The sequence below is a fragment of the Streptomyces sp. AM8-1-1 genome (assembly GCF_032229325.1).
Lineage (GTDB): Bacteria > Actinomycetota > Actinomycetes > Streptomycetales > Streptomycetaceae > Streptomyces > Streptomyces achmelvichensis.
This window is the reverse complement of sequence record NZ_CP135086.1, coordinates 8,120,367-8,147,175: the sequence shown is the minus strand read 5'-3', so window position 1 is coordinate 8,147,175 and position 26,809 is coordinate 8,120,367. Positions and strand designations below refer to the sequence as shown.

Annotated in this window: 22 protein-coding genes and 1 pseudogene; 8 read left to right on the top strand and 15 right to left on the bottom strand. The window is 68.7% G+C overall.

The genetic code is table 11. The annotated features are described in order from the left end of the window. Window positions 1–268 precede the first annotated feature (268 nt). From RPQ07_RS36250 to RPQ07_RS36235, 3 genes are all read right to left on the bottom strand, one after another. Window positions 269–1,084, bottom strand: coding sequence for an alpha/beta fold hydrolase (locus RPQ07_RS36250; RefSeq protein ID WP_313948514.1), 816 nt, complete (start codon window positions 1,082–1,084; stop codon window positions 269–271). A gap of 347 nt (window positions 1,085–1,431) precedes the next feature. Continuing rightward, window positions 1,432–2,067, bottom strand: coding sequence for a cysteine hydrolase family protein (locus RPQ07_RS36240; RefSeq protein ID WP_413777810.1), 636 nt, complete (start codon window positions 2,065–2,067; stop codon window positions 1,432–1,434). Window positions 2,068–2,346: 279 nt separating this feature from the next. Continuing rightward, a complete protein-coding gene (locus RPQ07_RS36235; RefSeq protein ID WP_313948513.1) occupies window positions 2,347–3,117 on the bottom strand; it encodes a polysaccharide deacetylase family protein in 771 nt (256 codons plus the stop codon). 863 nt (window positions 3,118–3,980) lie between these two features. Here RPQ07_RS36235 and RPQ07_RS36230 point away from each other — a divergent pair. Beyond that, window positions 3,981–5,168 carry a type III polyketide synthase gene (locus tag RPQ07_RS36230; RefSeq protein WP_313948512.1) on the top strand — a complete coding sequence of 396 codons (1,188 nt, stop codon included), beginning with the start codon at window positions 3,981–3,983 and terminating at the stop codon, window positions 5,166–5,168. Window positions 5,169–5,256: 88 nt separating this feature from the next. Here RPQ07_RS36230 and RPQ07_RS36225 read toward each other — a convergent pair whose 3' ends face one another. Beyond that, the gene (locus RPQ07_RS36225) at window positions 5,257–7,413 is read right to left on the bottom strand and encodes a SpoIIE family protein phosphatase (protein ID WP_313948511.1); all 2,157 of its coding nucleotides are present in this window, start codon (window positions 7,411–7,413) and stop codon (window positions 5,257–5,259) included. Between the two features lie 502 nt (window positions 7,414–7,915). On the opposite strand from RPQ07_RS36225, the pseudogene RPQ07_RS36220 reads away from it, so the two are divergent. Beyond that, a pseudogene (locus tag RPQ07_RS36220) lies at window positions 7,916–8,032 on the top strand (transposase family protein); the annotation flags it as partial. Between the two features lie 153 nt (window positions 8,033–8,185). On the opposite strand, the gene RPQ07_RS36215 reads toward RPQ07_RS36220, so the two are convergent. The 4 genes from RPQ07_RS36215 to RPQ07_RS36200 form a co-directional block, all read right to left on the bottom strand. Then, window positions 8,186–8,620: a VOC family protein gene (locus RPQ07_RS36215; protein ID WP_313948509.1), complete on the bottom strand. Its 435-nt coding sequence runs from the start codon at window positions 8,618–8,620 to the stop codon at window positions 8,186–8,188. Between the two features lie 252 nt (window positions 8,621–8,872). Further along, window positions 8,873–9,571 carry an aminoglycoside phosphotransferase family protein gene (locus RPQ07_RS36210; RefSeq protein ID WP_313948508.1) on the bottom strand — a complete coding sequence of 233 codons (699 nt, stop codon included), beginning with the start codon at window positions 9,569–9,571 and terminating at the stop codon, window positions 8,873–8,875. 251 nt (window positions 9,572–9,822) lie between these two features. Then, entirely contained in the window at window positions 9,823–10,821 is a 999-nt protein-coding gene (gap, locus tag RPQ07_RS36205) for a type I glyceraldehyde-3-phosphate dehydrogenase (RefSeq protein ID WP_313948507.1), read from the bottom strand. Window positions 10,822–10,928: 107 nt separating this feature from the next. Next, complete coding sequence (locus RPQ07_RS36200; RefSeq protein WP_313948506.1) at window positions 10,929–11,885, bottom strand: GlxA family transcriptional regulator; 957 nt, start codon at window positions 11,883–11,885, stop codon at window positions 10,929–10,931. Between the two features lie 217 nt (window positions 11,886–12,102). Between RPQ07_RS36200 and RPQ07_RS36195 the strand changes: the two genes are divergently transcribed. Next, window positions 12,103–12,951, top strand: coding sequence for a hypothetical protein (locus tag RPQ07_RS36195; RefSeq protein WP_313948505.1), 849 nt, complete (start codon window positions 12,103–12,105; stop codon window positions 12,949–12,951). Here the strand turns inward: RPQ07_RS36195 and RPQ07_RS36190 are convergent. The 3 genes from RPQ07_RS36190 to RPQ07_RS36180 all read right to left on the bottom strand — a co-directional run bounded on the left by RPQ07_RS36190 (window position 12,948) and on the right by RPQ07_RS36180 (window position 17,987). Beyond that, on the bottom strand, window positions 12,948–13,607 hold the full coding sequence (locus tag RPQ07_RS36190) for a class I SAM-dependent methyltransferase (RefSeq protein WP_313948504.1): 660 nt from the start codon (window positions 13,605–13,607) through the stop codon (window positions 12,948–12,950). The two genes, RPQ07_RS36195 and RPQ07_RS36190, sit on opposite strands and share 4 nt — an antisense overlap. Before the next feature lie 656 nt (window positions 13,608–14,263). Further along, a complete protein-coding gene (locus tag RPQ07_RS36185; RefSeq protein WP_313948503.1) occupies window positions 14,264–16,678 on the bottom strand; it encodes a GDSL-type esterase/lipase family protein in 2,415 nt (804 codons plus the stop codon). 466 nt (window positions 16,679–17,144) lie between these two features. Continuing rightward, entirely contained in the window at window positions 17,145–17,987 is an 843-nt protein-coding gene (locus RPQ07_RS36180; protein WP_313948502.1) for a LysR family transcriptional regulator, read from the bottom strand. A 72-nt stretch (window positions 17,988–18,059) separates the two neighbouring features. Between RPQ07_RS36180 and RPQ07_RS36175 the strand changes: the two genes are divergently transcribed. The 5 genes from RPQ07_RS36175 (at window position 18,060) to RPQ07_RS36155 (ending at window position 22,972) form a co-directional block, all read left to right on the top strand. After that, the gene (locus RPQ07_RS36175) at window positions 18,060–19,289 is read left to right on the top strand and encodes an MFS transporter (protein ID WP_313948501.1); all 1,230 of its coding nucleotides are present in this window, start codon (window positions 18,060–18,062) and stop codon (window positions 19,287–19,289) included. Window positions 19,290–19,448: 159 nt separating this feature from the next. Continuing rightward, window positions 19,449–19,721 carry a hypothetical protein gene (locus RPQ07_RS36170; RefSeq protein WP_313948500.1) on the top strand — a complete coding sequence of 91 codons (273 nt, stop codon included), beginning with the start codon at window positions 19,449–19,451 and terminating at the stop codon, window positions 19,719–19,721. A 363-nt stretch (window positions 19,722–20,084) separates the two neighbouring features. Then, window positions 20,085–21,593: a PE-PGRS family protein gene (locus RPQ07_RS36165; RefSeq protein WP_313948499.1), complete on the top strand. Its 1,509-nt coding sequence runs from the start codon at window positions 20,085–20,087 to the stop codon at window positions 21,591–21,593. Window positions 21,594–21,852: 259 nt separating this feature from the next. Next, complete coding sequence (locus RPQ07_RS36160) at window positions 21,853–22,164, top strand: hypothetical protein (RefSeq protein ID WP_313948498.1); 312 nt, start codon at window positions 21,853–21,855, stop codon at window positions 22,162–22,164. A gap of 178 nt (window positions 22,165–22,342) precedes the next feature. After that, window positions 22,343–22,972 (top strand): class I SAM-dependent methyltransferase, encoded by a 630-nt coding sequence (locus RPQ07_RS36155; protein WP_313948497.1) that lies wholly within the window; start codon window positions 22,343–22,345, stop codon window positions 22,970–22,972. Window positions 22,973–23,539: 567 nt separating this feature from the next. Here RPQ07_RS36155 and RPQ07_RS36150 read toward each other — a convergent pair. The 4 genes from RPQ07_RS36150 to RPQ07_RS36135 form a co-directional block, all read right to left on the bottom strand. Beyond that, window positions 23,540–23,800 carry a hypothetical protein gene (locus RPQ07_RS36150; RefSeq protein ID WP_313948496.1) on the bottom strand — a complete coding sequence of 87 codons (261 nt, stop codon included), beginning with the start codon at window positions 23,798–23,800 and terminating at the stop codon, window positions 23,540–23,542. Then, the gene (locus RPQ07_RS36145) at window positions 23,797–24,432 is read right to left on the bottom strand and encodes a ParA family protein (protein WP_313948495.1); all 636 of its coding nucleotides are present in this window, start codon (window positions 24,430–24,432) and stop codon (window positions 23,797–23,799) included. The genes RPQ07_RS36150 and RPQ07_RS36145 overlap by 4 nt, the downstream gene beginning before the upstream one ends. Before the next feature lie 543 nt (window positions 24,433–24,975). Beyond that, window positions 24,976–25,614 (bottom strand): GNAT family protein, encoded by a 639-nt coding sequence (locus RPQ07_RS36140; protein WP_313948494.1) that lies wholly within the window; start codon window positions 25,612–25,614, stop codon window positions 24,976–24,978. Beyond that, window positions 25,611–26,597 (bottom strand): ThiF family adenylyltransferase, encoded by a 987-nt coding sequence (locus tag RPQ07_RS36135; protein ID WP_313948493.1) that lies wholly within the window; start codon window positions 26,595–26,597, stop codon window positions 25,611–25,613. The genes RPQ07_RS36140 and RPQ07_RS36135 overlap by 4 nt, the downstream gene beginning before the upstream one ends. Window positions 26,598–26,809 lie beyond the last annotated feature (212 nt).

Below are 26,809 nucleotides of genomic sequence, written 5' to 3'. Positions count from 1 at the left end.
GCACAGTCCGGACACCGATCTCTCGCGTCCTTGATGGTCGCCCCTCATCCGCACGTCCTTGGGGACGATGCGCGCGCACCGCCGCGGCGATCACAGCCGCGCCACTGCTCGCCATCGCCGCCTGCAGCGAGTCCACAAGCGATGGAGCAGCCAACGCGCCCCGAGGGACACGGGCTTACCCTGGCCGGCGCAGCGACAGTCCATGGAGAGACGACACCGCCACGTCCGAGCAATCGACGCAAGGTGTGGATTGTTGACGTTCCGCGTGTCAGGGCAGGTGGGACAGCAGCAGCTTGGTGAGACGTTCGGGTGTCCGGAGCGGCAGGTAGTGGTCGGCGTCCGAAATCGTCTCGCCACAGGCGCGGGGGATATCGGCGACGAGTCGCTCGGCGATCACCGCAATCTCCGGGTGATCGTGTTCGCCGTGGACGACCAGCGTCGGCGCGGCGATGTCTGCGAGGTGTGGTTCGGCATCACGGCCTGTGGAGAGGACGCAGTGCTCTTCGCTCACGACTCGCTGCTCGGCGTTCGAGGCGACCATCGTCTCGATGAGCTCTCCTCCGGGAGCCGTACGGCCCATGGCTGCCCAGATCGCCAGTTCCAGTTCGGCCAGGGTGGCCGTCGCGCGCTCGCGCCGGGCCGTGGCGTAGGCCGACAACTCGGGACTCTGTGGCCAGACATGACCGCTGACCGAGGCACCGATCAGAGCCAGTGCGGTGACGCGCTCCGGGTGCGCGAGGGTGAAGTCCAGCGCGGTCTCCCCGCCCATGCTCAGCCCGACGAGCGCGGCGCGACGAAGGCCGAAGTGGTCGAGGACAGCGCGCAGATCTTCGACGTCGCTGAACGGCTTGTCCGGAGGCGTGGAGCGTCCCAGCCCGCGGGCGTCGTAGCGGATCACGTCGTGGTGGCGGGCCAGTTCCGGAACGATGGCATTCCACAGGCGGGAGTCCATGCCGGCGCCGTGCAGCAGCACGACCGGGCTTCCGGTGCCGTTGCGCCCCACCCAGAGCCGACCGCCGTCAGGAGCAGGAATGCGGACTTCACGCGGAGGCACGTCAGATCGTTCGCGGGAGTTGGTTGTCACGCTGCGATCATTTCAGAGCATTCATCCAGGCGGCCACGTTCGAAGCGGACGTTCGAAGCGGACGTTCGAAGCGGACTCCGGCCTGGACGAGCGGGGACCAGGTGTGAGCCGTTGACGGCTCCCCAGCGGGCCTTGGCGGACTCAACGCGCCTGACACCATGGCCGGCCTCGCAGCTCGTGAGCCGGCGCCCTTGGTGACCTTCGTGCGCAGCCGTACGGCGGCAAAGGCCGACTCCACGGGGTTGGTCATCCGAGGAGTTGGTCGTCCGAAGGCGGATCCAGTGGTCGGCCGGATAGTCGAAGAACTCCACCAGCACATCCTGACAGTCGGTGCTCTTCGCGAGGGCCTACCTGGCTCCAGTGCTTTTCTCGACTGCGTCCAGGTACTCATCCACAGTGAGCACGGAGTGGGCGAACAACGGGTACCGCCCGACCATGCTGTCGTACTCCTGCTTACCGCCGTCAGATGCTGTGGCGTCCTTCAGCATCGTTACGTGGTATCCGCGTTCCATTGCGCCACGACCCGTCGATTCAACACACATGGAGCCGATCATGCCGGCAATGGCAAGGTATTCCACGCCTCGCCGTTTCAGCTGCGTGTCCAGGTCCGTTGTCATGAAGACATCGATGTTCTTGTGCGGCGCAAGTGCCACTTCGCCGGGGCCGGGCGTGAAATCGGGGTGAAACTGCACCGCCCATGTCCCCTGCTCGAAAAGCCTGTTCTCGAACATTGCCTGATGTATGCCCGACTTGTGTCGCCAGTTTCTGTACTCATCGTCACTGTAGGACATGCCGGAAAAGAAGATGTGCAGACCGTGCCTTCGCGCCCCCGCCAGAAGGCTTTTCAGATTCTCCACCACCCCGATTCTCTCAAATTCTTCCTTGTACTGCGGGTATCCTTTCCCGTTTTCTGCGAAGACTTCATTGACCGTGTCAATGAGAAGTAGCCCGGTGCATTCAGGGGGGTATTCGTTTTCCTGCATGATCTCCGCCTTACTGCCAGGGTTGCACGAGGAATCGCCAATCGCCCTACCCTCGACCACCCGGACCGGAACGTGCACAGCTATCCGCCCCAGATAAATTCTGTGTCCTGCGCATGCGGGTCGCAAATCGGGGGTGATTCGCTCTCGGTAAATGTGGAGGTCACGCGTGCCTGAAGGTCCACAGCCCGGAATGGCAGCACCCGTCGCTCCGTGCGGGTCCCGCGTTTCAGGGCGAGTTGCATCAGGGGGCGAGACTCTTGGACGGACCAGGGCCGGGGCTCAGCGCACGGGAAAGCCGAAAGAGTAGCCCTGCTCCTTGAGTCGGGGAAGGAGCCGGCGCAGGGCCTCGACCGTCTGCGTGCGGTCACCGCCCGCGTCGTGGAAGAGAAGTGTCGGTCCGCCCGGCAGCTCCCGCTCGACGGTGGCGACGATGACGTCCGTACCCGGACGCTCGAAGTCCTTGGTGTCCACGTTCCAGCCCAGCGGGCGCATGCCCCGGGAAGCGGCGAGCTTGCGGCTGTAAGGCGTGAAAGCCCCACCGGGCGCCCGGTAGTACATCGGCCGTACGCCCCCGGACGCCTTGGTGATCATGCGTTCGGCGTCGAGGATCTGCTGCGACTGGTAGGTCTGGGAATCCTTGTCCATGGCGGTGTTGTGCGACACCGAGTGGTCGCACAGCCGGTGTCCGGCCGCGACCACCTTCTTCACGAGGTCCGGGTGCGCCTGCGCCTGCGTCCCCACCATGCAGAACGTGGCCTTCACTCCGTACTCCCCCAGCACGTCCAGCACTTGAGGGGTCCACACGGGGTCGGGGCCGTCGTCGATGGTGATGTTGACGCCCCGCGCGCCCGCTTCCGAGGCGTGCGCGATGGTCGCTGCGACCTGCTTGATGTCGCTGCCCGGCGCGGCCGGCGCGGCCGTTCTCGATGACGAGTCCACGGCACCGGCCTGCGCGGTCCAGACCGAGGCACCGGTGGCGAGCAGTGTCACCCCGAGCGCCGCCCCCATCGCCTTGCCGTACCAGCCCCGCCCGCCGCCGTGCTGCGCCATGTCCGCCCCTTCGCCGAGTCCTCGCCGATCCCCGGTCACTTTGCGACCGCCCTGCAGGACGAGACAGGCAGGCCCATGGATGCGTCCGTTACCAAGCACGGACAATTCCGGGAGAGACCGCAGACAATCCGCGCACAGGCCGATTGGCCAGGGGCCGGGCAGACGGCTTGCAGGCACGCCACGGGAGGCAAGCGTCATGAGCGAGCCACTCCCCCGCCTGCCGTCGCCCGTCGCTTGTAGCGGTGTTCGATGAGGGCGAGTTCGCTCCCATGTGGGCACAGGTGATGGACGATCCGGTGCGTGAGCGGCTTTCGGCGTCCAATGGCAGACCGCCTCGTCCGGCCGCCGGACACCGAGCCAGGTCGAACCGCCGCCGCATCAGCTCCTGACCGCGCTGGTTCGGTCAGCACCGAATGACGTCAGCCCGTTCCGCCGCATCGGCTTCGAGGGCGGGCGCCCAGAAGGGGCCGACTCTCGCGCGGTACATCGATGTCCACATCGCGGAGACTCGGCGCGCTTCGTTCGCAACCTGTCGCCCAAGCCCAGCCCACCCCAGGGGCAGCGACAGCGACAAGGGCAGCTCGCTGGCTGACGGTAGATCAGGAAGGCGCCAAACCGGCCTGAGGGCGCTCGCCATTCAACCGTGTGGGCCGAGTCACACATTCAGTCCGCGCCTACGTTGTCTACATCACAGCGCAAATGTCCGTTTAGCCCCATGCTCGGAACAGACACGGACGCCCGAAGTGCAGCCCATCTCCACGCTCTTGGGCTCGAAGGACGAAATCGGCCCACGGCACAGCACGTGTGTGTCCATCCCTGCCCCCCTCTCTGTTCCCCCGTTTTCCCTTGGAAGGTGCTCCAGCATGGCCGCATACCTCTGCCCTCCTGCCGTGATACACGGCGAGCACGCCGTCAAGACCAGCCAAATAGTGGCGGAGGTCAGCGACCGGCACGCGCATGCGGCGTGGGCGCCGCGGATCGACGGCATCGCGGCCAGTACGGGCATCGAGACTCGCGGGTGGATGCTGCCCCTGGAGACCACCGTCGCGCCCGGCAACGGCAGCGGCCTGCGGACCATCGGCGTCGAACCGGCCCAACAGGCGCTGACACGCGACGGGTTCACCCAGCAGGACGTGGACCGCGTGGTCGCCGCCCTCGAGACCGTTCCCGCGCCGCAGACCGTCCAGGAGCGCACGGCGCCGGCCTGGGAGGCTGTGCAGTCCTATGGGGAGCGTGCAGCGCGGGGAGCGCTGCAGTCAGCCGGGCTGGATGCCTCGGACGTCGACTGTCTGATCACCAGTCACTCCACCACCCCGGCGCTGCCCGGACTGGACATAGCCCTGGGCAACAAGCTACCGCTCCGCAACGATGTGATGTTGCTGCCGGCCACTCAGTGGGCCTGTATCGCGGGGACCCGCTCCCTGGCGCTCGCGGCGGACCTCGTGGCCGCCGACCCCGATCGGGTCGTCCTGGTCGTCATCGCGGAGGCGCTGAGCACGACCTACCAGCCCGCGGACGACACTCTTGAGTCCCTGATAGTCCGGTTGCTGTTCGCGGACACGGCGGTCGCCGCGGTGGTCACCGGCCGCCCGAGGCTCGAATCGATATTGCGGCTCGACGCCGCCTGGCACCACACCCTGCCCGGCACCCAGGACCTGCACCGCCTGGAGACACGGGCGGACGGCACCCACTTCGTGATGGACCGGCGCGGGCCGCGCGCCGTGCAGGAGACCGTCACGGCAATGTGGGACTGGCTGCGCATCCGTCACCAGGACTCCCCCGGCTCCTGGCACCCTGACGTGCTTCTCGCCCACCCCGGGGGGACCAGGGTCCTGGAGTACATGGAGCAGACGATGCCCGAAACGTGGCCTGCGGGGCTGCTCGACTACAGCCGGGACAGCTACACCAGCGGCAACCGCGGAGGCGCCGCCGTGTTCGACATCCTGCGGCGGGCGCATGACGCCGGGCAGCAGAAGCCCGGCAATCGCGCCGTTCTGTACGCGGCGGCACCGGGCCTGACGGCCACCGCCCTGGAAGGAGAGTGGCTGTAGTACGAGGCTGCGCCACCCACACGGAAAGAAGCCGAAGAAGCCACTCCGCGCTCCCGTACGCCGGCGGCGTCCCCGACGCAGAGCAGCGTCACCTCGCGACTTCCGCCCAGACGACCTTCCCGGTGTCCGTCCACCGCACCCCCCACCGGGTCGTGAGCCTGTGCACGACGCTCAGGCCACGACCGCTGTCGTCGAGAAGGTCGCCCCGCTTCAGGCGTGGCCTGCCGTTGCCGGTGTCGCCCACCTCGCACAGCAGACCGTTGCCGGCCCTGATCAGCCGCACCGTGATGGGACCGGCAGCGAAGCGGACCGCGTTCGTGACCAGCTCGCTGACCAGCAGCACCATCTCGTCCCGGGTGTCGTTCCTGGTGCGCCATTGCCTCAGCAGCGCGAGGACCTGCGCTCGGGCGCGAGCGGGGGCGTCCAGGCGGGCGGGCAGCCGCCAGGTCGCCGTGTCCCCCTCGCGATAGCCGATCATCCGAGCGAGCAGGAGGGTCACATCATCGCGTTGGCGCGCGGGAGCCAGCGTGGAGACGACGTGCCGTGCGGCCTGCTGCAGGGCATCCCAGGGGTGCACCGTGGACACGACGTCCGCCAGCCTGTCGATGCCTTCGTCGATCGACAGGGCGGGATCCTCGACCAGGCCGTCGGTGTAGAGAGCGAGCAGAGAGCCCGGAGGGGCGACGAAGGTGTGCACGTCGAACGGTTCCCGCAGCGCGAACTCTGCGCCCAGGCCGGGGTGAGGGCGTAGCGCGAGCGGTCCCGCGTGCCCGTCCGGCGTGACCAGGACCGGGGGCAGGTGGCCGGCACTGGCCAGCGCCACGTGGTGGCTGACCGGGTCGTAGAGGGCGATGCAGCAGGTCGAGCCGAGGGCGCTGTACCCGGCCGCCAGTCCGGACTCCGCGTCGTCCAGCAGCGTCACCGTCTCGTCCAGGTGCTCCAGTACCTCGTCGGGTGCGAGCCCCGCGGACAGCAGCGCGCGGGCCTCCATACTCAGCTGGCCCATGGTTGCCGCAGCTCCCAGGCCGTGACCGACGACGTCACCGACCACCAGCGCGGTACGGCCGTCCGGCAGCGGAAAGCTGTTCACCCAGTCGCCGCCGACGCCCGCGCTGTCGGGAGTGGCGGGCTGGTAGACGCTGGCGATCGCGATGGTGTCGCCGCCGGTCCGTGGCAGGAGTCGGCGCTGCAGTGCCAGGACCTGCGTGTGCTCTCGCTGGTGCTGACGAGCCAGGTCGACGTGATGGGCGGTCCTGGCCACCAGTTCCTGCAGGTCGAGCAGCTCGCTGTCGCGGAAGGGATTGTCCGCCCGCCGCCAGACCTCCGCCACGCCCAGTACGACGGGCGGCGCACCGTCCAGAACCAGCGGTATGCAGGCCACACCCGCCGACCGGTCGACGGGCACGAGGGCACGCACCACTCGTGGGCTCTGGAGCACCCGCTCGACCGCTTCGCGGTCGGGTATGACGATGGTCTGCGGAGCATCGTTCCGAAGCACCGCCTGCGCCAGCAGGCGACTCGCGTCGCCGGGGAGGTCGTCGCCCGGTGTCACGTAGCCCTCGGGCCATGCCCGGTCCGGCACCAGGGCTGCCCGCCGCAGTCGGATGCGCCTGCGCACCTGGCCGGTGACGCCCTCACCCGTCCACACGGCGAAGTCGAGGTCAACGGCGGCCACGTCTCCCCAGGCCAATAGGGACTCCGCCAGCGACTGGGCGGTCTCGCCGATGTCCAGCGACGTGCCGATCGCGGTCTCGGCGGCGTACAGGTGCAGCCTCTTGGCCATAGCGATGATGGAGACGGTCAGGCCCTCCTCGGGCGCCGCGGCAGGCAGGATGCTCAGCGAGACCACCAGCTCCGACCCGTCGCGGCGGCGCAGGCGCTGGATTCGGGCGACATGCGGCTGACCGGTCTCCACGACCTGCCGCAGCCGCCGTGTGACCGTCGGTACGTCCCAGGGAGGCAGGAGATCGACGAATGGTTTCCCGGCCGCGGCGTCCAGACCCGCGAACACGGGGGCGTCCAGATTGCAGCGGGTGATCATCAAATCCCGGTTCAGGTTGACCGCGCCGAGAATCTGCTCCTGATGGCCGGCTGCCAGGCTGTCGGGTGCGGGATGGCGCGCGGCGCGGTCCCCCTGCGCGTCGGCGGGATCGGCGGCCGGTCCACCGCGCGGGTTGTAGCGTCCCAGGGCTCGGCTGACCTGGTCGAACGCCGACGAGGACGAAGGGAGATGTGTGGAGTCCATACGACTCTCTCAGCAATCCCCGGCGCAGCACCGGGGCTGTAGTCGGACCCGTGCGAGGGGCCCCGAGATCCCTGACGGCACACCTCATTGAACAACAGCAGGCGCCGCTTCGCCCACACCAGCGCATGCGCGGTGACAGTGGACGGTGACGGCGTGCCGCGGCCCTTGGGGGCTGTGCTCACCCTTGCCGGGGCCGCCAAGATGCGACGACGGGCGCGGGAGCACTGGTTGCTGGAGGCAAGCGCCCGGCGGTACTGCTCCGGCCTGCAGCAGCCGGCTCAGGGTCCGCTCATCGGCCCACTTCTCATCTTCTGCTGGCGCTGCGGGCGCGCGCAGACGTCGACTCCTCGAACAGGCTCAAAGAAACCGACCGTCTCGTCTACTTTCCCGCCGGTCGGAAACAGCGGCCTTCCCCGACACGGAGCCGTGCTGGGCTGCCGGTCATCGCGATGCGGAGCGACAGTACGGACCAAGGTGCGGAAGGGTCGACTGCGGACCCCGACTCCGGAGCCGGATCCTGCTCGTAGCGGCTTACTGGCGTACGAACTTGACGCTGCGGCAGCTCGCGCCACTGCTCGGGGTGTCGAAGTCGGTCGCCCATCGCACCGTCGGCCACCTCCTCATGACTGCCGTCTGAAAGGCGACGGCGTTCACACCGCCACCCCAGGCATCGCCCGGCTGCACACCTCGCCCTCACGGGCAGCTCCCGCCCCGTACGAGACCAGAGAGGCCCAGGGAGGAGGCTCCCCGCCTCCCTGGCCTCGGAGAAAGCTCAGTCGATACAGAATTCGTTGCCCTCGATGTCCAGCATCGGAATGCAGGACTCGTTTTCCTCATCGGCATACAGCGTTTGCACGTGGGTGGCGCCGAGCGCGACCAATCGTGCGCACTCGGCTTCGAGCGCGGCGAGGCGCTCGTCCCCCACAAGCCCGGTGCCGACCCGGACGTCGAGATGCACCCGATTCTTGACGACCTTGCCTTCGGGGACGCGCTGGAAGTACAGCCGCGGGCCCACACCCGAGGGATCTGTGCACGCGAACCACGAATCCCGCTGCTCAGGTGGCTGCGAAAGGTTGAAGTCATCCCAAGTGGCAAACCCCTCCGGCGGCGGCGGTGCGACGTACCCCAACACCTCGCACCAGAAGCGAGCGAGTCGCTCAGGTTCTGCGCTGTCAAAGGTGACTTGGAACTTCTTGATCGCTGACATCGGCGCACCATAGCAGGCGGGCTCTGCCGCTCGTTTCCCAGTCGGATCGGCCAGCAGGCTGTGCTCGGAACACACCCGGATCGGCCCGGAACCCGTGACAGGGCGCGGCTTGGGCGGATCGTCGCGGAGGACGCCGTCGGGCATGCCACGCCGCCCGGCACGGGGACCGTAGGGCTGCCTTTGATCTTCCTTCGACCGTGCAGGTTGGTTGGCGATCAGCAGGGTGATACCGGCACCGCACCCGCGTTGGATTCAGGGACCGGCGGAGACAGCAGCACGGTTGCGCAACCATGCTGCCTCTGTGGCTGTCAGATTCGGGTCGGCCAGTTTGATGTTGAGCGCCTGCTGGAGTCGCGATGCGGGGTCAGTTCCGCAACTGCCCTGGACAGCTCGCAGAAGCAAGCCCCGCCCCAGACGTGCGACGACGCCGGGGACATCAGCGCTGCCGACGGTCACGATGGTCATCGCCACATCGGCAGCGGGATCACCAGCGCGCGCGTTGCTCCAGTCGATCACCACAGGGCCGTGGGCTGTCAGAACGACGTTGCCCGGATGCAGGTCCAAGTGCAGCACTCGGTCATTGCCTGCGGTGCCGAACCGTTTGGGCAGCCAGGCCGGTGCCGACAACGCATGGAGCCGATGGTGGAGGCGGCCCAACGCGCGGCCAAGGGAACGTACTTGCCACGGGCGTTGGGCCAATGCCTCCAGCATCGTCGGGCCGGTCAGCCGCTCAAGAACCATGTCGGTATCGGTGACCTCGTACACCTTCGGCACCGGATACCCATTCGCCGCCAGATGAGTCATCAAGCGCGACTCGAGGCAGGTCGACCGCCCCTCGTGCCGGTACCGGCGCAGCACCCTGGACTCATCCAGGGCGAACACGTCAGCGTCCCGCCCCGCGCGATCAACTCCATGCCGGGCATTCTGTCTGAGCGATACATCGCCTGCCAACAGGGCGAATGCTGCCTGATGCGGCACCAGTTACCAGATGCCGTCGATGACTTCTTCGAATGCCGGCCGCCAAGGTGACCAGCGCTGGACATTGCCCTCCAGGGCAGCCCCGGGCTGATGTCCAAGAGAGAGCCGGGCGGACCCACCTCTGTGCATGCGCGCTCTGGTTGACCCGACTGGTCAACCAGAGCGGCGAGAAGACGGTGCAGGCGGCACATTCGCCCTCGGGCGGGTTGCCCCCCGGCGTCAGGTCAGCGGGCGGCGAGGAACTCGAGCGTGTCGATCACGCGGTTCGAGAAGCCCCACTCGTTGTCGTACCACGCGACCACCTTGACGTGGCGGCCGTCGACACGGGTGAGCTCCGAGTCGAAGATCGACGAGGCGGGATTGCCCACGATGTCGGAGGAAACGAGCGCGTCGTCCGAGTACTCGAGGACGCCGGCGAGCGGCCCCTCCGCTGCGGCGCGGTACGCCGCCAGCACGTCGTCGCGCGTCACGTCGCGGGCGACGGTCGTGTTGAGTTCGACGATCGAGCCCACCGGAACCGGTACGCGGATCGAGTCGCCCGACAGCTTGCCCTCGAGGTTCGGCAGCACCAGGCCGATCGCCTTGGCGGCGCCGGTCGTGGTCGGCACGATGTTGACGCCCGCGGCCCGGGCGCGGCGGGGGTCGCGGTGCGGACCGTCCTGCAGGTTCTGCTCCTGCGTGTACGCGTGAACCGTGGTCATGAACCCGTGCTCGATCCCGGCCAGGTCGTCGAGCACCTTGGCCAGCGGGGCGAGCGCGTTGGTGGTGCAGGAGGCGTTGGAGACGATCGTGTGCACGTCGGGGTCGTAGGCGTCGGTGTTGACCCCGAACGCGAGCGTGACGTCGGCGCCGTCCGACGGTGCGCCGACGAGTACCTTCTTCGCGCCCGCGTCGAGGTGGGCGCGGGCGGCCTTGGCCGAAGTGAAGCGGCCGGTGGCTTCCAGGACGATGTCGACGCCGAGTTCGGCCCACGGCAGCTGCGCCGGCTCGCGCTCGGCCAGCACCCTGATCCGGCGGCCGTCGACGACGAGGACGTCCCCGTCGACGGTCACCGGGCGCCCGAGCCGGCCGGCGGTGCTGTCGTAGGCGAGCAGCCGGGCGAGAGCGGCCGGCTCCGTCAGGTCATTGACGGCGACGATCTCGAGGGCGCTGTCGCGCTCCAGCAGGGCGCGGAGCACATTGCGTCCGATGCGGCCGAATCCATTGATGGCGATGCGAGTCATGAGTGATGTCCCTTCCCTTCGCCACCAGGGTCGCCCTCGGCTCGCCCCGCTGACAGTGGCGGGATCGCCATGGTTCAAAAGGATCCCGCCAGGCAGTGCCGGGCGGGTCACTCACCCCGTGTGAAGGTGCTCCGGTACTCGCTCGGCGTGGTGCCGAGGATGCGCTGGAAGTGCAGGCGCAGGTTCGCACCGGTGCCCAGCCCGACGTCGGCGGCGATCTGTTCGACGCTGCGCTGCGAACGCTCGAGCAGTTCGCGGGCCAGGTCGACGCGGGCACGCATCACCCACTGCATCGGCGTGTAGCCGGTCTCCTCGACGAAGCGCCGGGAGAACGTGCGCGGCGAGACCTCGGCCTGCCGGGCCAGTGTGTCGAGGGTGAGGGGGTCACCGAGCCGGTGCAGCGCCCACTCGCGGGTGGCGGCGAACCGCTCACCGAGTGGCTCGGGGACGCTGCGCGGCACGTACTGGGCCTGGCCGCCGCTGCGGTAGGGAGCGGCGACCAGACGCCGGGCCGCATGATTGGACGCGGCCACTCCGAGGTCGCCGCGCAGGATGTGCAGGCACAGGTCGATACCGGAGGCGGCGCCGGCCGAGGTGAGTACGCTGCCCTCGTCGACGAACAGCACGTTCTCGTCGACCTGCACGAGCGGATGCCTGGCCGCGAGTGCTCGTGTGTAGTGCCAGTGCGTCGTGGCACGCCTGCCGTCGAGCAGGCCCGTGGCGGCGAGCGCGAAGGCTCCCGTCGAAATGGCGGCAAGCCGCGCGCCCCGGTCGTGGGCGGCGATCAGTGCGTCGACGACGGCCTGCGGCGGGTCGTCGCGGTCGGGGAACCGGTAGCCGGGGACGAAGACGATGTCGGCCCACGCGAGCGCGTCGAGGCCGTGGGCGACGTGGTACGCGAGGCCGTCGCCACCGGTGACGAGACCGGGTGTCGCCCCGCACACGCGCACCTCGTACGGCATGCTCGCGCGGGTCGTGAAGACCTGCGCGGGAATTCCGACATCGAGCGGCTTCGCACCCTCGAGCACAAGGACGGCGACGCGACGCAGGCGGGAGGCTGGCACAGGATGAGGTTACGTGGGGCGCGACGTCGATACGCCCACCACGCGCACGGGCAGACAACACAACGGCGCGCCGCCTTCCACCGCGCGGACGACGATATCGGCCCTCGGACCGCCCCGTATCGTCAAGGCCGGCCTCCTCAACACCCCCGGCCACCTCCACGCGCCGCCGCCGAACAGCGGGCCCTCGCCACGACTCGACCCAGCAAGGAGCGCGGGCATGGGTTTGCGGGCCATCGTGACGTTCGACGCCGCGACCGGCGGCGGGGCCGGGAACGGACTCGTCTCCTGGTACGACGCGGCTCTGACGGGTCCCCTGAAAGACCTCGTGGAGCAGGAGCCTCGGGGAGGTGCCTACTCGGCAGCGGAGACCCACTCCGATGAGCGCGCGGCGCGGATGGACTTCGGCCTTGTCTCGACAGGGTGGCATGCAATGCGTCAGGAGCTGTTGCGCGAGCCCGAGAGCGCATTCGTGACGCTGTGGAGTGAGTCTCTGGACACGCCCGCCGCCCATGTCAGAAGTTCCAGCATCAACGTGCGCCGCCCGAATATGGGGGGACAACTGACCCTCGGTGATGCGCTGGGCAGTCCGGGCGACCCCGCGTACTGCGACAGCGCTGTGGCGTTCCTCGTCGCCGCGCTGGACGCCGTGAACCCGGCCTTCGCCTGGCTTGGGGACGACGGTCCGGCCACCGACGACACCCATCTCGACTGTGTGCTGGGCCGCAGGGTGCGCGACTCCGTCCGCGAGACCAGAACGATCCTCCGGGGCTACTCCTGGACCACGGTGTTCCCCGAGGAACTCTCGCAGAGGCTGGGCGGCCCCGAGGCCCTGGCAGCGACCGGGGCGTTTCACCGGATCGTCCCGCTCACCGCCGGCGGTGTCGTACTACAGGCGACCAGAACGGTGGCGGACTACACGGACGACGCCGCGCGCCGGGTGTTCGACGCCCTAAGGCCCGTCCTGCCGCCCGGGATAGCGCAGTTCGACCCCTCCCACCGTTTGCGCCCACGGTCTGAGCCCGCGTGGCACACGCCACGTCAAGCCCAGGGGCCCAGGATCGCCTAGCGGCGCGCCAGCAGCACTCCGCCGAGCGTGCGCGCGGCCGACGTGAGCGTGGGGTGGGTCTCGACAATGAAGCCGGCCTCGTCGAGCCAGGCGGCCACTTGACTCGGCCGGCGACGACGGACGTAGGACTCCGGCCAGCTCTCGCCGTCCTCGCGCGGCTTCGGCGGTGACGCGTCGCCGACATGGAAACCGAGCAGCAGCAGACCGCCGGGCCGCAGCACCCGACGGAAGCCGGCCAGGACCGCGCCGATCGCGTCGTCGGGGACGTGGATGATCGAGTACCAGGCGACCAGGGCGGCCAACGTGCCGTCCGCTAGGTCGAGTTGAGTCATCGACCCCACCTCGAATCGCAGACCGGGATGCTCACGCCGCGCCACCTCGATCATCCGGGGCGACAGATCGATACCGAAGGCGTCCACGCCCAGATTCCTCAGGTGGGCGGTGATTCTCCCGGGCCCGCAGCCCACGTCCGCGACGGGCCCGCCGCCGCGCGCCAGCACCCACTCGGCGAACAGCGCCATGGCCTCCCGCTCGGCAGGCAGTTCGGCAAGGAGGTTGCGCACCTCGTCCGCGTAGCTGGTGGCGTCGGCATCGTAGGACGCCCGGGTGTCCGCCAACCACCTCTCGGACTCTGGTCCTTCATGTCCGGTGCTCACACCCGCAGGTTAGCCCAGGAGCCGGTCGCCACATCGAGTTCCCGTAGCTACTGAGGCGAGCCTCGACCGATAGCTGCCCTGACCGCCAAGCACCCTGCGCGGCCCGGTCATGGTGCCCGCTTCTTCATCCACGAGATGTCCTCGCCGCTGTGTCCCAAGGACCCGGTTTGCCAGGCGTCCGCATCGCGGCGGGCATCCCGCACGTCGCGTCCCATCGCCGTTCCGCTGCGCATACGGCTCCTGCGCCCTCGGGCTCTCCAGTCGACCCATGATGCGAGCGCGATGAGCGTGAGGAGAGGCACCAGGAAGAACCACATGATCCGGATGATGCCGTGGTCCGGCAACACCACGCCAGATGCCGAACATCAGAAGGGGTGGGCAACTCGACTGCCCAGACGCGGTCTTGGCACGCCGACGGCGGCCGGCACGGCACCTTCGCCGGTAGCCCGTCCGGTCTTCCGTCGCCAGCTGAAGCACGGCCACCGCGACCGCGATCCGCTCGATCTGCGACGCAGCCCTCCGCTGCTCCACGCCTTGGGCGACCGTGGCAACCACGGTCAGGGCGGGAGCTGCGGCGGCCGCGGCCGCCACCCGGTCCCCGGCAGCCGGCAGGGCTGCCCCGCCGATGCGGCCGGGCAGCCCATGTGATCCGGTTCCTAGGCGGGGTCGCCACCTCGGTTGAGGTACGCGTCGACCGAGCCGTCGCTCCCGACGGCCAAGTAGTCGTCGCGACCGTCACCGTCCACGTCGCCGAATCGGACGTTCTTGGAGCTGGTGACGCCCGAGGCGGTCCGTCCGCGCGGCGCCCAGCCGGGTGTGCCGTCCGGCTTGTCGCCGCCCTTGTTGATCCAGACGTCGACCGCGCCGTTGTCCTGCAGCGCCCAGTAGTCGTCCTTGCCGTCGCAGTCGTGGTTCTGCAGCCGGAACTGGTTGCCGAAGTCGCGGGTCACGCCCTGGGCGATCTTCCCTCGCGGCACCCAGCCCGCCGCGTCACCCCGGTCACCGCCGGTGTTCTCCCAGGCGAACATGACACCCTTGAGGGGGCTGAAGTTGACCACCACGTAGTCGTCCTTGTCGCTACCGGCCACATTGCCGAAGATCACAACGCCGCGAGCAGCCTCGGCCGTGCCCTTGGCGAAGCCCTTGCGCACCGACCATCCCGGGGTGCCGTCCGGCCGGTCGCCGCCCTCGTTGATGTAGGCGTCCACCGCCCCGGTGGCTTTGTCGACTACCAGATAGTCATCCCTGCCGTCACCGGCCACGTCGCCGAACTCGAGTCTCTGCTTGTACGGGTCCAGGCCGACGCCCTTGGCGATCCGTCCGCCGGGCTGCCATCCCGGCTTACCGTCCTTGTCGCCGCCCCGGTTGTACCAGACATCGACCGAACCGCCTTCACCGATCGACAGGTAGTCGTCGCGGCCGTCACCGTCCATGTCGGCGAACCAGACGTTGCGCTCGGGCCGACCGACACCGGCCGCGAACTTCTGCCGCACCTCCCACCGGTCCTGGCCGCCGGTGCAGGACGCCGGAGCGCTGCCGGCCGGGGCGGTGATCAGGTCCTGAAGCAGTGCTGTGGCGATGCCGCCGACGAACGCTTTGCCGATCTTGGCGTAGCCGGCATCGTTGGGATGCAGGTCGTCGTACATGTCGCTCGCCTCCAGGAAGCCGTCCATGTCGGCCAGGACGACCTTCTTGCCGGAGCTTCGCTTCGACTCCACCAGGGAACGGACCCGGTTGTTGTAGTCGTCTATCCGAGCCTGGTCGCCGGCGTCCGACTTCACGCGGACCGCCGTCGCCACCACGACCGTCACGCCCGGTACGTCGCCCAGGATCTGGTCGACCAGAGCACTCAGCCTGGGAGCGGCCACCTCACCCGGCTCGTTGTCGCGCGCCACGTTGTTGGTCCCTGCCATGAGCGTCACGACGTTCGGCCGGAGCCGAGGCAGCGACGTTGCCAGCCGCTCGGCGACCTGCTCGATCCGGTTACCGCTCACGGCCTCGTGCTCAGGGTCGGGCATGTTTCCGTTGCGCCGCGACCCCACCATGTCCAGTGACCGCTTGGGGAAGGAGATCGGCCACCAGGCCGCACTGATCATGTCCAGCAGACCGCGGTGGAGATCGTCCCGAAACCCGTTTCCGTCAAGGCTCCGGAACCCTTCGCTGATGGAGTCGCCGGCCACCGCCAGTTCGAACCCCGGCAGTTTCGCAATATCCGCCGACCCACGGATCGCGCCCATCCACGTCGCATCGTGGTCCGACTGAGTCCGGGGAATGGGTATGCGTGTGACGGCGGGGTTCTGCACCACCGACGACGAGACGAAGTAGTCGTACTCCCGCCGACTCGGCCATCGAGTGGGGAGCCCGGGATGGTACAGGTGGGCGCCGTTCGGGAAGGCCGCCTCATTCGTCAGGTTCGCTGGAATGCGGTTGAAGTCGGCCCCCACGGTAAAGCTGTGCTGACTGTTTCCGCCGGCGTCCACCCCTCCCCAGGTGCGCACGGAGTCACGGATCTGAGTGATCATCGCCGACGAATCATTGGAACTGCCGCCGCGCGAACTTGCGTGCCACGTGAAGTACCAATGGTCGCCGAACCGGACACCGAGCGCAGCCCGCCCGCCCTGGCCCGGAACAACCCGCAGCTCGTCAGGCGTCCCGTTCGTCACGATCAGCGAGTTGACCCGGCCCGCATTCGTCGGGTTCTGATCGGTCTGCAGATAGTAGACGTCGTACGGCCCCTCGGGCCGACTGCTGGTTCCGGGGTTCCATGTTCCCTGGGTGATCCGGTCACCGTCTGCCGTCACATAAGCCGCTTGTGAAATGGCGCTGCCAGGTGGTGTCGATCCCGCTTCCTGAAGAAGCGCGATCTGGGCGCCGCCGTTCATGAACTGCCTGAGCGAAGCCCACTTGCTGCCGTCCCCCTGCCCGTCCATGTTCCAGGTGACGATCGGCGTGGTCGTCAGTGGACGGTCGTCGGCACGGGCGGTGGCAGGTGACACCAGCGACAGGAGACCTGCCGTGATCGCCAGCACGGCGATCAGAGATATCTGTCGGGCATGTCTCAATACATTCAAAACCAATCCCCCTTGCTTCATCCCTGCGTGACGTCACATAAGGCGCCCGATGCTCGGCCTCACCGGCGACGGTGCCTTCGTCACGTGCGGGTCGTGACATCGGTGACGCTGCTCACCGGGACCCGGACCGAGATGCAGGCGATCAGTACGACGCCCGCGCCAACATCTCTGGCACAGACGCGACTTCGCAGGTTGCCCCACCGAGGCGGTGGCGCTGTCCACAGCTTGCGGGGACCGGGTGATCACAGGCCAGCCGCCCGGGACAATAGGGAAGGTGGAACGCTGGAACGTGCTGTGAGCTGGGCAGATGGTCCCTCCCCGGAACGCTCGCCTGGAACGGCGGAGCGAACGGGCGGATCCGAGAAGCGGCAGGAACGGCAAGGCCGACGGGAGTCTGCGCCTGCTCATTTCCAGGTGGTCGCGGTACCGGAGGCCATGCAGCGCTCGCGTCCGCCGGCCGCGAAGCTCAGATCATGCGTCGCAGCGCGGTCTCGACGGCATCGATCAACGGATCGCCTTCGGATCGTGGGTGCCGTGCGAGGCCGAGCTCGACGTCCGGCAGGGTGGGCAGGGCGTCCGTGTCGTGGCATGCCATGGCCGGCTCGAGGTTCGTGGGCATGAGCGCCGCGACGCCGAGCCCTGCCCGCACCGCGGCGAGCACACCGACCAGGCTGTTGCTTTCGAACGTCACTCGCCAGGGCCGATCGCCACGTTCCAGGGTTTCCAGCACGGACGTACGCCACGAGCACGTGTTGGAGAACAGCACCACAGGCAGCGGATCGGCAGTCACGTCCACGCCCTGACCGATCGCCCAGACCAAAGGGCGGCGTACCGTCCAGCGCGGCGGTCCGGGAACGGCCGGCACCTCGTTGAGCACGAGTTGGACGCGGCCTGTGTCATAGGCCTCCCGCATCGCGGCGTTGGACATGCTGAGCACCTCCAGGGTCGCGCCGGGGTGCAGCCGGGCAAGATCGGCGAGGGCCTGCGGAAGCTGGGACGCGGCCAGGTCTTCGAGCAACCCGACACCACAGCGGCCGGTGAGCGTGCGCCCGGTTTCGGCAAGTGCCTGCGCGGAGAGCGAGAGGATGCGTTCGGCGTACGGCAGGAGCTCCTCGCCCGCCCGGGTCAGCGACACACCGGACGGTGATCGGTGAAGCAGTGGACGGCCGATGGCCCTCTCGAGCTTGCGCACCTGCTGGCTGAGCGCGGGCTGAGTATGTCCGAGCGTGGTCGCGGCACGGCTGATGCTGCCTGCCCGCACGATGGCGACGAAGGACCGCAGCAAGGAGATTTCAAGATCCCTGGCCATAACAATTCATTATGTCAGCGCCAGCAAATGAACCACTACCTATGACCTGAGGGAGAATCTAGCGTCAGGCGAGTGACCGGATACCGACAGCTACTCGCTGTGCCTGGGCTGGCATCGCTGTTGGGCGTTTCCTTTGTCGCCCGCACGGCGATCACGGCTGCCGTGATGGCACTGACGATGCATGTCGTCCTGGGCCTGAACATGAGCTACGTGGCAGCCGGCGGTGTCGCGGCGGCTCTGACCACCGGGCTGGCGCTGGGCGGGCCGCTGCTCGGCCGCATGATCGATCGGCGTGGCCTGCGTACGGTGGTGCTGACAACTGTCGTTGCGCAGGCCGTGTTCTGGCTGGGCGTGCCAATCCTGCCGTACGAGGCTCTCCTGGGTGCCGCATTCACGGCGGGGCTGCTGATGGTGCCGGCGCCGCCCGTGACCAGGCAGGCGATCGCCGCGATGACCATGGCGGAACAGCGCCGTGCCGCGTTCGCGCTGGAATCGGTACAGGGCGAACTGTCGTACATGGTGGGCCCGGCGATCGTGATCCTGTGCGCCGCCAAGGTGTCCCCCGGCGTGGTGGTATGGGGGCTCGGCGTCGCGATCGTGGCCGGCGGAACCGGTATCGCCGTGCTCAACCCGCCGCTGCGATCCGGGGACGAGGCGGGTTCCGGCGCGGCCGAACGTCCTCGGCGACGGGAGTGGCTGGGCGTCGGCATGGTCGCCGTACTGACGATGGCGTTCGGTACGACGACGCTGCTCAGCGGCGTCGACCTCGCCATCGTCGCCACGCTCGATGAAGCACGCCAGGTGTCCTGGGCCGCCGCGGTCGTTGCTGTACTCGGCCTGACCTCTGTCGTCGGCGGGCTGATCTACGGCGCGCTGTCCCGGTCGCTGCCCACATGGCTACTGCTCGGTCTGCTCGGGCTCGTGACGATTCCCGCAGGGCTTGCCCACGACTGGCGCTGGTTGTGCGTGGCCGTTGTCGGCACCGGATTTCTCGCGGCACCGACGCTTTCCGCTGTGGCCGACGCGGTGAGCCGACTGGCGCCGGCCGGCGTGCGGGGTGAGGCGACAGGTCTGCAATCCTCCGCGCAGAGTGCGGGTTTCGCGCTCGGATCCCCGATCGTCGGCGTGGCGATCGACGTCTCCGCACCGGCGGGCGGCTTCGCGGCGGCCGGGCTGGCCGGCCTCGCCGCCGCGCTGACTGGATTCCTCCTGTCCCGCCGCTGTCCGTCACCTCGGCCGCCCACCTCGGCTCGTCACGAGTCGAGCGTCTCGACGCACGGCACGTCCCCTAGGTCCCCCTGAGGCAGCGCGCCGTGGGCCACCACGCAGTCGGGCGGAACTCCAACTGACGTGGCCCTCCGGCTGAACCGTGCCTCGAAGCGCCCGGAACCGTTGAACTCATCGGGCACCGACCGGTGTTCACCGCCCGACCGAGCGCAGCAACCCGCCTCCGGAGCAACCGTGAAGAAGTCGTACGTCGCGCTCGCCGCGACCACCCTCCTGGTCTCGGGTTGCGGCACCGCCGCCCCGCAGCCGCAACGCGCCGACCGTGCCGACTGGGGCGAGCCATACGGCGTCATTGCACACATGGACGACCGCCACGGCGGCCCTCACATCACCATCGTGAACACCGCCGGGCAGGCGGTCGAGTTCCTGGCACGCCCGGACGACTACACCCGCTGCTCCGTCGATGAGCGCTACCCCGAATGCGCCGGCCGGACCCCCGGCCCGTAGGCGACTCGCCGGCACCCCTGTCGCTGTCCGGACCGGAAGGCGATCCAGCCGTCCGTCCTTCTTCCGGGCAATTGGCCCCGGGGAGCATGACGTCGGGCCTGGCATGGGCCGGTGTCGCACGATCGCGAGACCGGGTGTGCTGACGACCCGCAAGATCGAGGACGTACGAGAAGGACCTCACAGCGCTGCCCACGTGGCACATCACGTACTTCTTCACCCGGAAGGGCCTGCGCAAGCGCGACGTCGCACTCGCCGCGCTCGGCGGGACCCTGAGCGACATCGCCGGCGGGCACGCCGCGGGCTGGTCCCTGATCGGTCTTGGTGCGGCACGGGAGCAGGCACGTCAGGCGGCATGATGACGGTGTGACAGAGGACCAGGGGTGGGACACGCTGTTCGAGGACGGGCCGCAGCTGCCGTGGCGGGTGCGCGGAGGCTGGCTCGAAGGGCTGAGCCTCAACCGCGGCGCGCCGGACGACGTAGTGATCCGGCTGTTCGACCACGGCGTGGATGCATCCCTGGCGCGCGGGCAGTCGGAGGCGGTCGTTCTGGCGGCCATCGAGCATCCGGACCGGCAGGTGCGCGCATACCTCGCCGAGTGGCAGCCGGGCATGAGTGCCGCGCAGTGGACGGCGCTGATCCTCGCCGAGCCCTCGGCGCCACACCGCGCCGTGCTCGTGCGGCGGGCCGGGCGTCGCGCTGCCGGACTCACCGCGCAGGGGTACGCGCGGCTGGCCGCCGATCCCGCGCCGGATGTCCGCGCCGCGGCCGTCGACCTGCCCGGGCTGCCGGCGGCGCTGCTGACCGCACTCGCCGCCGATCCGGAAGGCGTGGTGCGGGCGGCGGCATGCGGGCCCGCCTGGGCCACCTTGTCGGAGGCCGAACGTGACACGTTGCTGGTCGACGCCCATACCTCTGTCCGCAACGCCGCGCTGCTCCGACACCACCGAGACCTGCCCTTGCCCCGGCCGGTGTTCGAAACGCTGGACCAGAAGGCCGCCGCCGAGAGCTGCCGACTCGACCGCGCGCTCGCCGAGGAGCTGACCCGGCACGAGGACCTGGGGGTGCGGCTTGCCGTCGCAGGCAATCCGCACATGGACGCCGACCTCGTGCTGTCCCTCGCGGCGGACCCTGAATACCGTGTGCGCCTGCGAGCCTCGGTCCACCCTGGTCTGAACGAAAAGCAGCGCGCGGCCGTGATCCCCTCGGACCTCGACCCCACTCACCTGCGATACGACGTACCGTGGGTCCTGGCCCGCCACGAGGACCCCGAGGAGATGCGCCGGCTGGCGTCGTCCGTCCATCCGGCGCTGCGCAGCAGCGTCGCTCGCGCACAGCGGCTGCCGCCGGACGTGGTGGAACGGCTCGCGCGGGACGAGGACCGGGTCGTACGGCTCTTCCTCGCCGAGTCATGCGACGACGCGCCGGGCTGGATGCTGCTGGAGGTCTGGCACTGGTGGACCGGCAGCTTTTCGAAACCCGACAGGCCCCGTGGTCACCCCAACTTCCCGCGCGCCGGGCTGCTCCGGTTCGCGAAGGACCCGAACCCACGGCGGCGCCAACTCGCCCTCGACGATCCGCGATCCACGGCCGAACTGGTCGAGCGGTTCGCGCTCGACCCCGATGACGAGGTGCGGCGCAGGGCGGTGCAGGATCTGCGGCTCTCTCCCCGGTCCGTGGCACAGCTGCTGGACGACGCGAACGACGGGATCCGTCACTGCGCGGCCATGCACCCCGTCTTGCCCGTTCCTGCGCTGATCCGGCTGCTGCGCACACCCGGAGCACCGCCGTTCGGGATGTCTGCGGCTCTGAATCCCGCCATCCCAGGCCCGATCATGCACCGCATGATCGACCTGGCCGCCGCCGGTCCGTGATGGTCACGCACAGCCGGCCGCGACGGTCACGCACAGCCGGCGCGACGGCGCGATCCCACGCTCCGAGCGGCAGTTGTGCCCTGATCTGGCGTCGTGACGGTTGCTGAACGACATGGGCACACCGGGAACCCGACCTCCTCAGGGGGAATGCACGTCTCCTGGGTCTCGCAGGGCCCGCCGGCCGGCTCGGGCCAAGTCACCGTGACAGGTAGCGCGATGACGTCCGTAGTGTCAGGGTCGGAAAGGTACGCTCCCTCGAGTGACGAGCGTCAGCGCATGTGAATCCCGGCTGAACCGGCTGTGGGGAGCCGTTTGCGCCTTCGCCGGAATCTTCTTCCTCCTGTGGGCGCTTTCCTGGCTCCATGCGAGCGTGCTCAATGAGGACCTCCAGAATCACTGCGCCGACGTGCACACCTCCCGCTTCCCGTTCGAGAAGTCGTGCACGCATGAGGACGGCACCGTTGAGGGAGCGAACAGCGTGACCTTCGACGGGATCTTCTTCGGCTCGATGTCTGCCGGAATCGCGTGCCTGGTAGCCGCGTTCATGACCGAGGCGGTCAGGAGGAGGTAGGTCCTTCGAGTAGGTCCATGAACAGCTCAGGGCCAGGGGTGAGTCACTGGAGTCACTGATCACCCATCACGCCCTGTACTGCCGCGTCGCGGGTCTTGGGCGATGCCCCTGGCGGGGATGTCGGTCGGTGCGGAGGCTGCCAAGGTCTGCGAACGGCGCGGGTGTTAGCTTCATCCCCGTGGTGGAACACCAGGATGGGACCAGGGCGGCTTACGACGGGGTCGTCGAACTCTATGCGTCGCTGTTCGCTGATCGGCTGGAAACGCGGCCGTTCACCCGGGCCATGATCGGCACCTTCGCCGAGCTGGTGCGCGGTACGGGCAACCTGCGGACCGCCGACGTCGGGTGCGGGCCGGGACATCTGACGGCGATGCTGCGCGACCTGGGTCTGGACGCCTTCGGCCTCGACCTCTCCCCGGCCATGATCGAGCATGCCCGGCGGGCTCACCCGTCGCTACGGTTCGACGAGGCGCCGATGGAGGCCCTGCCGGTCGAAGACGGCACGCTCGGCGGCGTACTGGCCCACTACTCCATGATCCACACTCCGCCTGAGGAACTGCCCGCGCTGCTCGACGAGCAGGTTCGAGCCCTGGCACCGGGAGGGCTGCTCCTGGTCTCGTTCTTCGCCACCGACGGACCGGAGCCGGTCCGCTTCGACCACAAGGTGACACCCGCCTACAGCTGGCCGGTGGACCGATTCGCCGAGTTGCTGGCCGGGGCCGGGCTCGTCACGTTCGCCCGGCTGCTCCACGACCCGGCCACCGAGCGGGGCTTCCTCGACGCCCACCTGCTGGCCCGCCTCCACTAGGCCTGTATGACGTTGTGGTCGATCACCGTCCCTTGTTGGCCCAGGTGGTCAACGACGATGCGCTGACCTGTCCGGACTGTGCCGGCCGACCGAGGTCATGCGTCGGGTGAACTGACGACCCGCTGGTTGCTGGACTCCCCACCCGAAGGCCGGTACGAGACGGAGTTCACGCTGGTCGACGGCGAACCACAGAGCGGATCGCGGCGGCTCACGCACGGTACTCGGCTCACCGTCGACATCCTGTTGAGGCGTGAGAAACCGGGTCGCCCCGGCCGGCCTCCCGCCGGACCCGAAACCGCGCGTGGACGGCTGCCGACCCAGGTGGAACCGATGGGAGCGCTACGGCCGAGGCGGGCGCGGAGTCGAGCCGGCCTCCGAGCGTGGGCATGACCGGCTGCTCCCCCATGTCCGCCTGGATCAGGCTGCCGTCCTTGATGAAGCGGGCCAAGTCGAGGTCAGGGCACTTCGGGGAGGAGGTGCCCCCGCCCCCACGCCGCGTCGCCGATACGCCCACGTCTCTCCGCAACCATGGAACATCGGCGCCTGACGGCGAACCGGGTGCCATCGCTAAGAACGCCGGGCGCCGCCGGGGAAGAAGGGCACGCTCGGGGCAACATCAGAGACGGTGCGCAGGACGGTCGTGCCGGCGAGCACCAGCATGGACAACGGCGAACCGGCCCACCGCGTCAGGCCCTTCTGCAGGTCCGGGTCGACTTCGATCGTCACGCTGACGTATCTGGTGTGCAGCGTGGTGACCTTCGCGGGCCGCGCAGCGCTGTCCCTTCCGCGCTCCAGTGCCGCGCGGTATCTGTCCTTGCGCTCCGTCATGAAGCTTCCTGACGTTTGATGAGTTCTTCGGCGAGGTCCATGTACGCCGAGCCTTTCGCTCGGACCGGGCTTCCAAATGACTGGGCGTACAGGTCGAGCCGCGCGATCTGGGTGTTCAACACCACGAAGCCCCATTCGGTGAGCGCCTCACGAGCGTCGGAGTCGGGGCCGGTACGTGTGGCATCGGGACGATTGGTGCGATTCAGCACGACCACGGCCCGGGCCGGCTCGGCGCGCAGCGACTGCACCTCTTCCATCTCGGACCGGATAGGTGCCATCCGGTCCAGTTCGATGGGCGCGGGAGTCACCGGAATGATCCACTCGCTCGCATACCTCATGATGCTGCGGGCGATACGAGGGTGGTCCTCCAATTGCGGCGCATCGAGCACCACCGCCTGCCTGTTGCCCAGGAAGTCGTTCACGCGACGGTGCACGTCTCCCACCGGTAGCGCGATGACGGGAAACGGAAAGCCGTCCGCCAGTTCACTCCAGCGCAGCGCGGAGGAGGCTGGGTCGCCGTCGACCAGAAGCGGCGAATAGCCCGACTCGTGAAGGGCGTGCGCCAGCCATACAGCGCTGGTCGTCTTGCCGACTCCGGGCTTGAGGTTCACAAAAGCGCAGCTCAGGGGCACGGGCACACCGTAGCCGTCTGATCCCCGCTTGGGTCCGACGGAGGGTGCGACACTCTGCCGTTCACCCGCACGCCCCGGCACCGACGTGCTGGGGATGGTCGGCTCCACCTTCGACTCGTGGCGAGCCCACTGGCACCTGGCCCGCCTTTCGACATCACCCCAGCGCCTCGGCGATCCGTCACCGACATGCTCCCGCCCTCTGCCGACCGCGGACCGCCCACGCGCGTCCGGCGACTGTGTGGTCGCGCGGCCCACCCCCGGCCGGCGGGACTCGGCTCGGGGGTGGGCCGTCGGCTCAGACCGACGCCGGGAATTGCTCCCGGAGCTGATGCCGCCCGAGGAGCTGGACAATCTGTGCCAAGGCCTCCGTGCCGTCACCGTGAGGCCACACCTGGCGCGTCCCCTCGGCAGAGGTCTTCGACCTCGTGCTCCAGCAGTGCGCTGAACGCTGCGCCGCCCAGTGGGTTGCGGCCGCGCTGCAGTGAGGGATCACGTTGCGCTTGGGCGGGGGGCCTGCTCCGTGCGGCCCATCATCACTGCGCATCAAGCCAGTTGTGAGGTGAGAGACGGGTGCTGCCCTTCGGGCGGCAGGTTTCGGCCGCTCGTGAGAATGGCCTGTTCCGCCGGCGTTGCGGCACGTTGCCATTCTGGGGCGAGTGCGGCGTACGTGGTGACGTCGTGCCAGTAGCCCTGGGTGCGAAACAGTTCCCTCAGGGTCGCTTCGGGGCGAAGTCCAGCGGCGAGCATGACATCGCGCATGCGCGAGTGGTCAGCCCGGTGGCCGGCCCAGATGCGATGCAGCCCGAGCGGACCGAAACCATAGGCCATCAGGAGGCGTCCGGCTTCGTGACCATGGCCGCGCACGGGCGCGTCGGGCAGCAGGACGAGCCCCGTCAGCATGCCGTTGCTTCCGTAGTCCTCGACGAGGAGGCCCATCAGGCCCACCATGGTGTCCGTGCCCGGCGCACACACGGCGAGGGTGTGCCTGCGGCGGGGGTGAGCGACGGGCTGGGCGAGACACTGGGCGAACGCGTCCTGCGCCTGGCGCGCGTCCATGCGGTCCGTTCCGAGGTAGCGCGTGAGGACGCGGTGGGTGTGGATGCGCTCGAAAGGCTCGAGGTCGGTGGCCCGCAGTTCACGCAACCACAGATGCTCACCGTGCAGCTCGGGTACCCGTTTCATGAAGCGGCTCCGACAGCAACTGCGGCCTGCCCGGCGGCGATGAGTGCTTCGAGATCGACGTAGTGGCGTCCCGAGGGCACAGGAGCGCCCAGCAGAATACGCCGGGCCGTGTCGGTGACCAGGGCCCCGCCGAGCGTGACGCCGCTCGCCAGTTGCGGCCAGCTCGACAAGGTGCGACCGATCCGGCCCAGCGCGTCGGTCATGGCCGGGCTGAGGCGGCTCTCGTCCACGATCCGCAGCATCAGGTCGAGGGCACCGGCGGCGTCGAGGCCGCGGACATCACGCGCAGTGGTTGTGCCGATCCGCCCGTGGAAGAGGGGGCGGTCCGGATCCTGGTCGAAGCGTTCCACATCGAGCAGCCCACGATCGTTGGTGTCCATCAGCACCGGGATACGCCGATCGCGGGCGTACTCGCGCGCGGCGACCTTCACCCACGGGGTATCGCATTCCTCGATGAGCAGGTCGAGGCCTAGGTCCGGAGTGCCGCCGAAGAAGTCCTCGATGGTCTCCTCCGTCACTCCCGCCGGGAAGATCTCGATGTCGAGGTAGGGGTCGATCTCGTACATCTGACGGGCGCACAGCACAGCCTTGTCCACGCCGAGGTCATGGATTCCGGCGCGGAGCCGATTGAGGTTGGACAGGCCCAACCGGTCGAAATCCGCCAGACGGAACGATCCGCCGACTCCTTCCATGGCACAGGTGAGCGCCGCGGAGTTCCCCACCGACAAACCGATCACGCCGATGCGAGAGCGGAGCAGTGTCCGCTGCTCCTGGCGGGTGATCTTGTCGCGGTTGCGGTCGGTGCGGACCAGACGGAATTCCTCCGCGGGCAGGACGTGAGCCAACCGCCCTGACCACGGGTACCAGACCCAAGCGCCGTAGTTCCGGCGTGGAACGCCGGCGCACATCTCGTCGACGCCGGCAGTCAGCCTCGCTGCATCCAGGGGTTCTCCTGGACGCCTACAGCGCAGCAGCTCCTCCAACTGGTCGTCGATGCGGTCGTGAACCTCTCGTACGGCGCCCGACTCCCGCAGCGCGGTGAGGGCTGCTTGCCCATCGGGGTCCGCGGGGTACATGACCACGGGCCGATGACTGTCTTCCCGTAATGTGCCTGGCTCGAGAAGAGGCTCTGGGTGCCCGTTGGCTGAAGCATCTGAATGAATCACGAGTCGGGAAGCTAGCAGCCGAACGATCT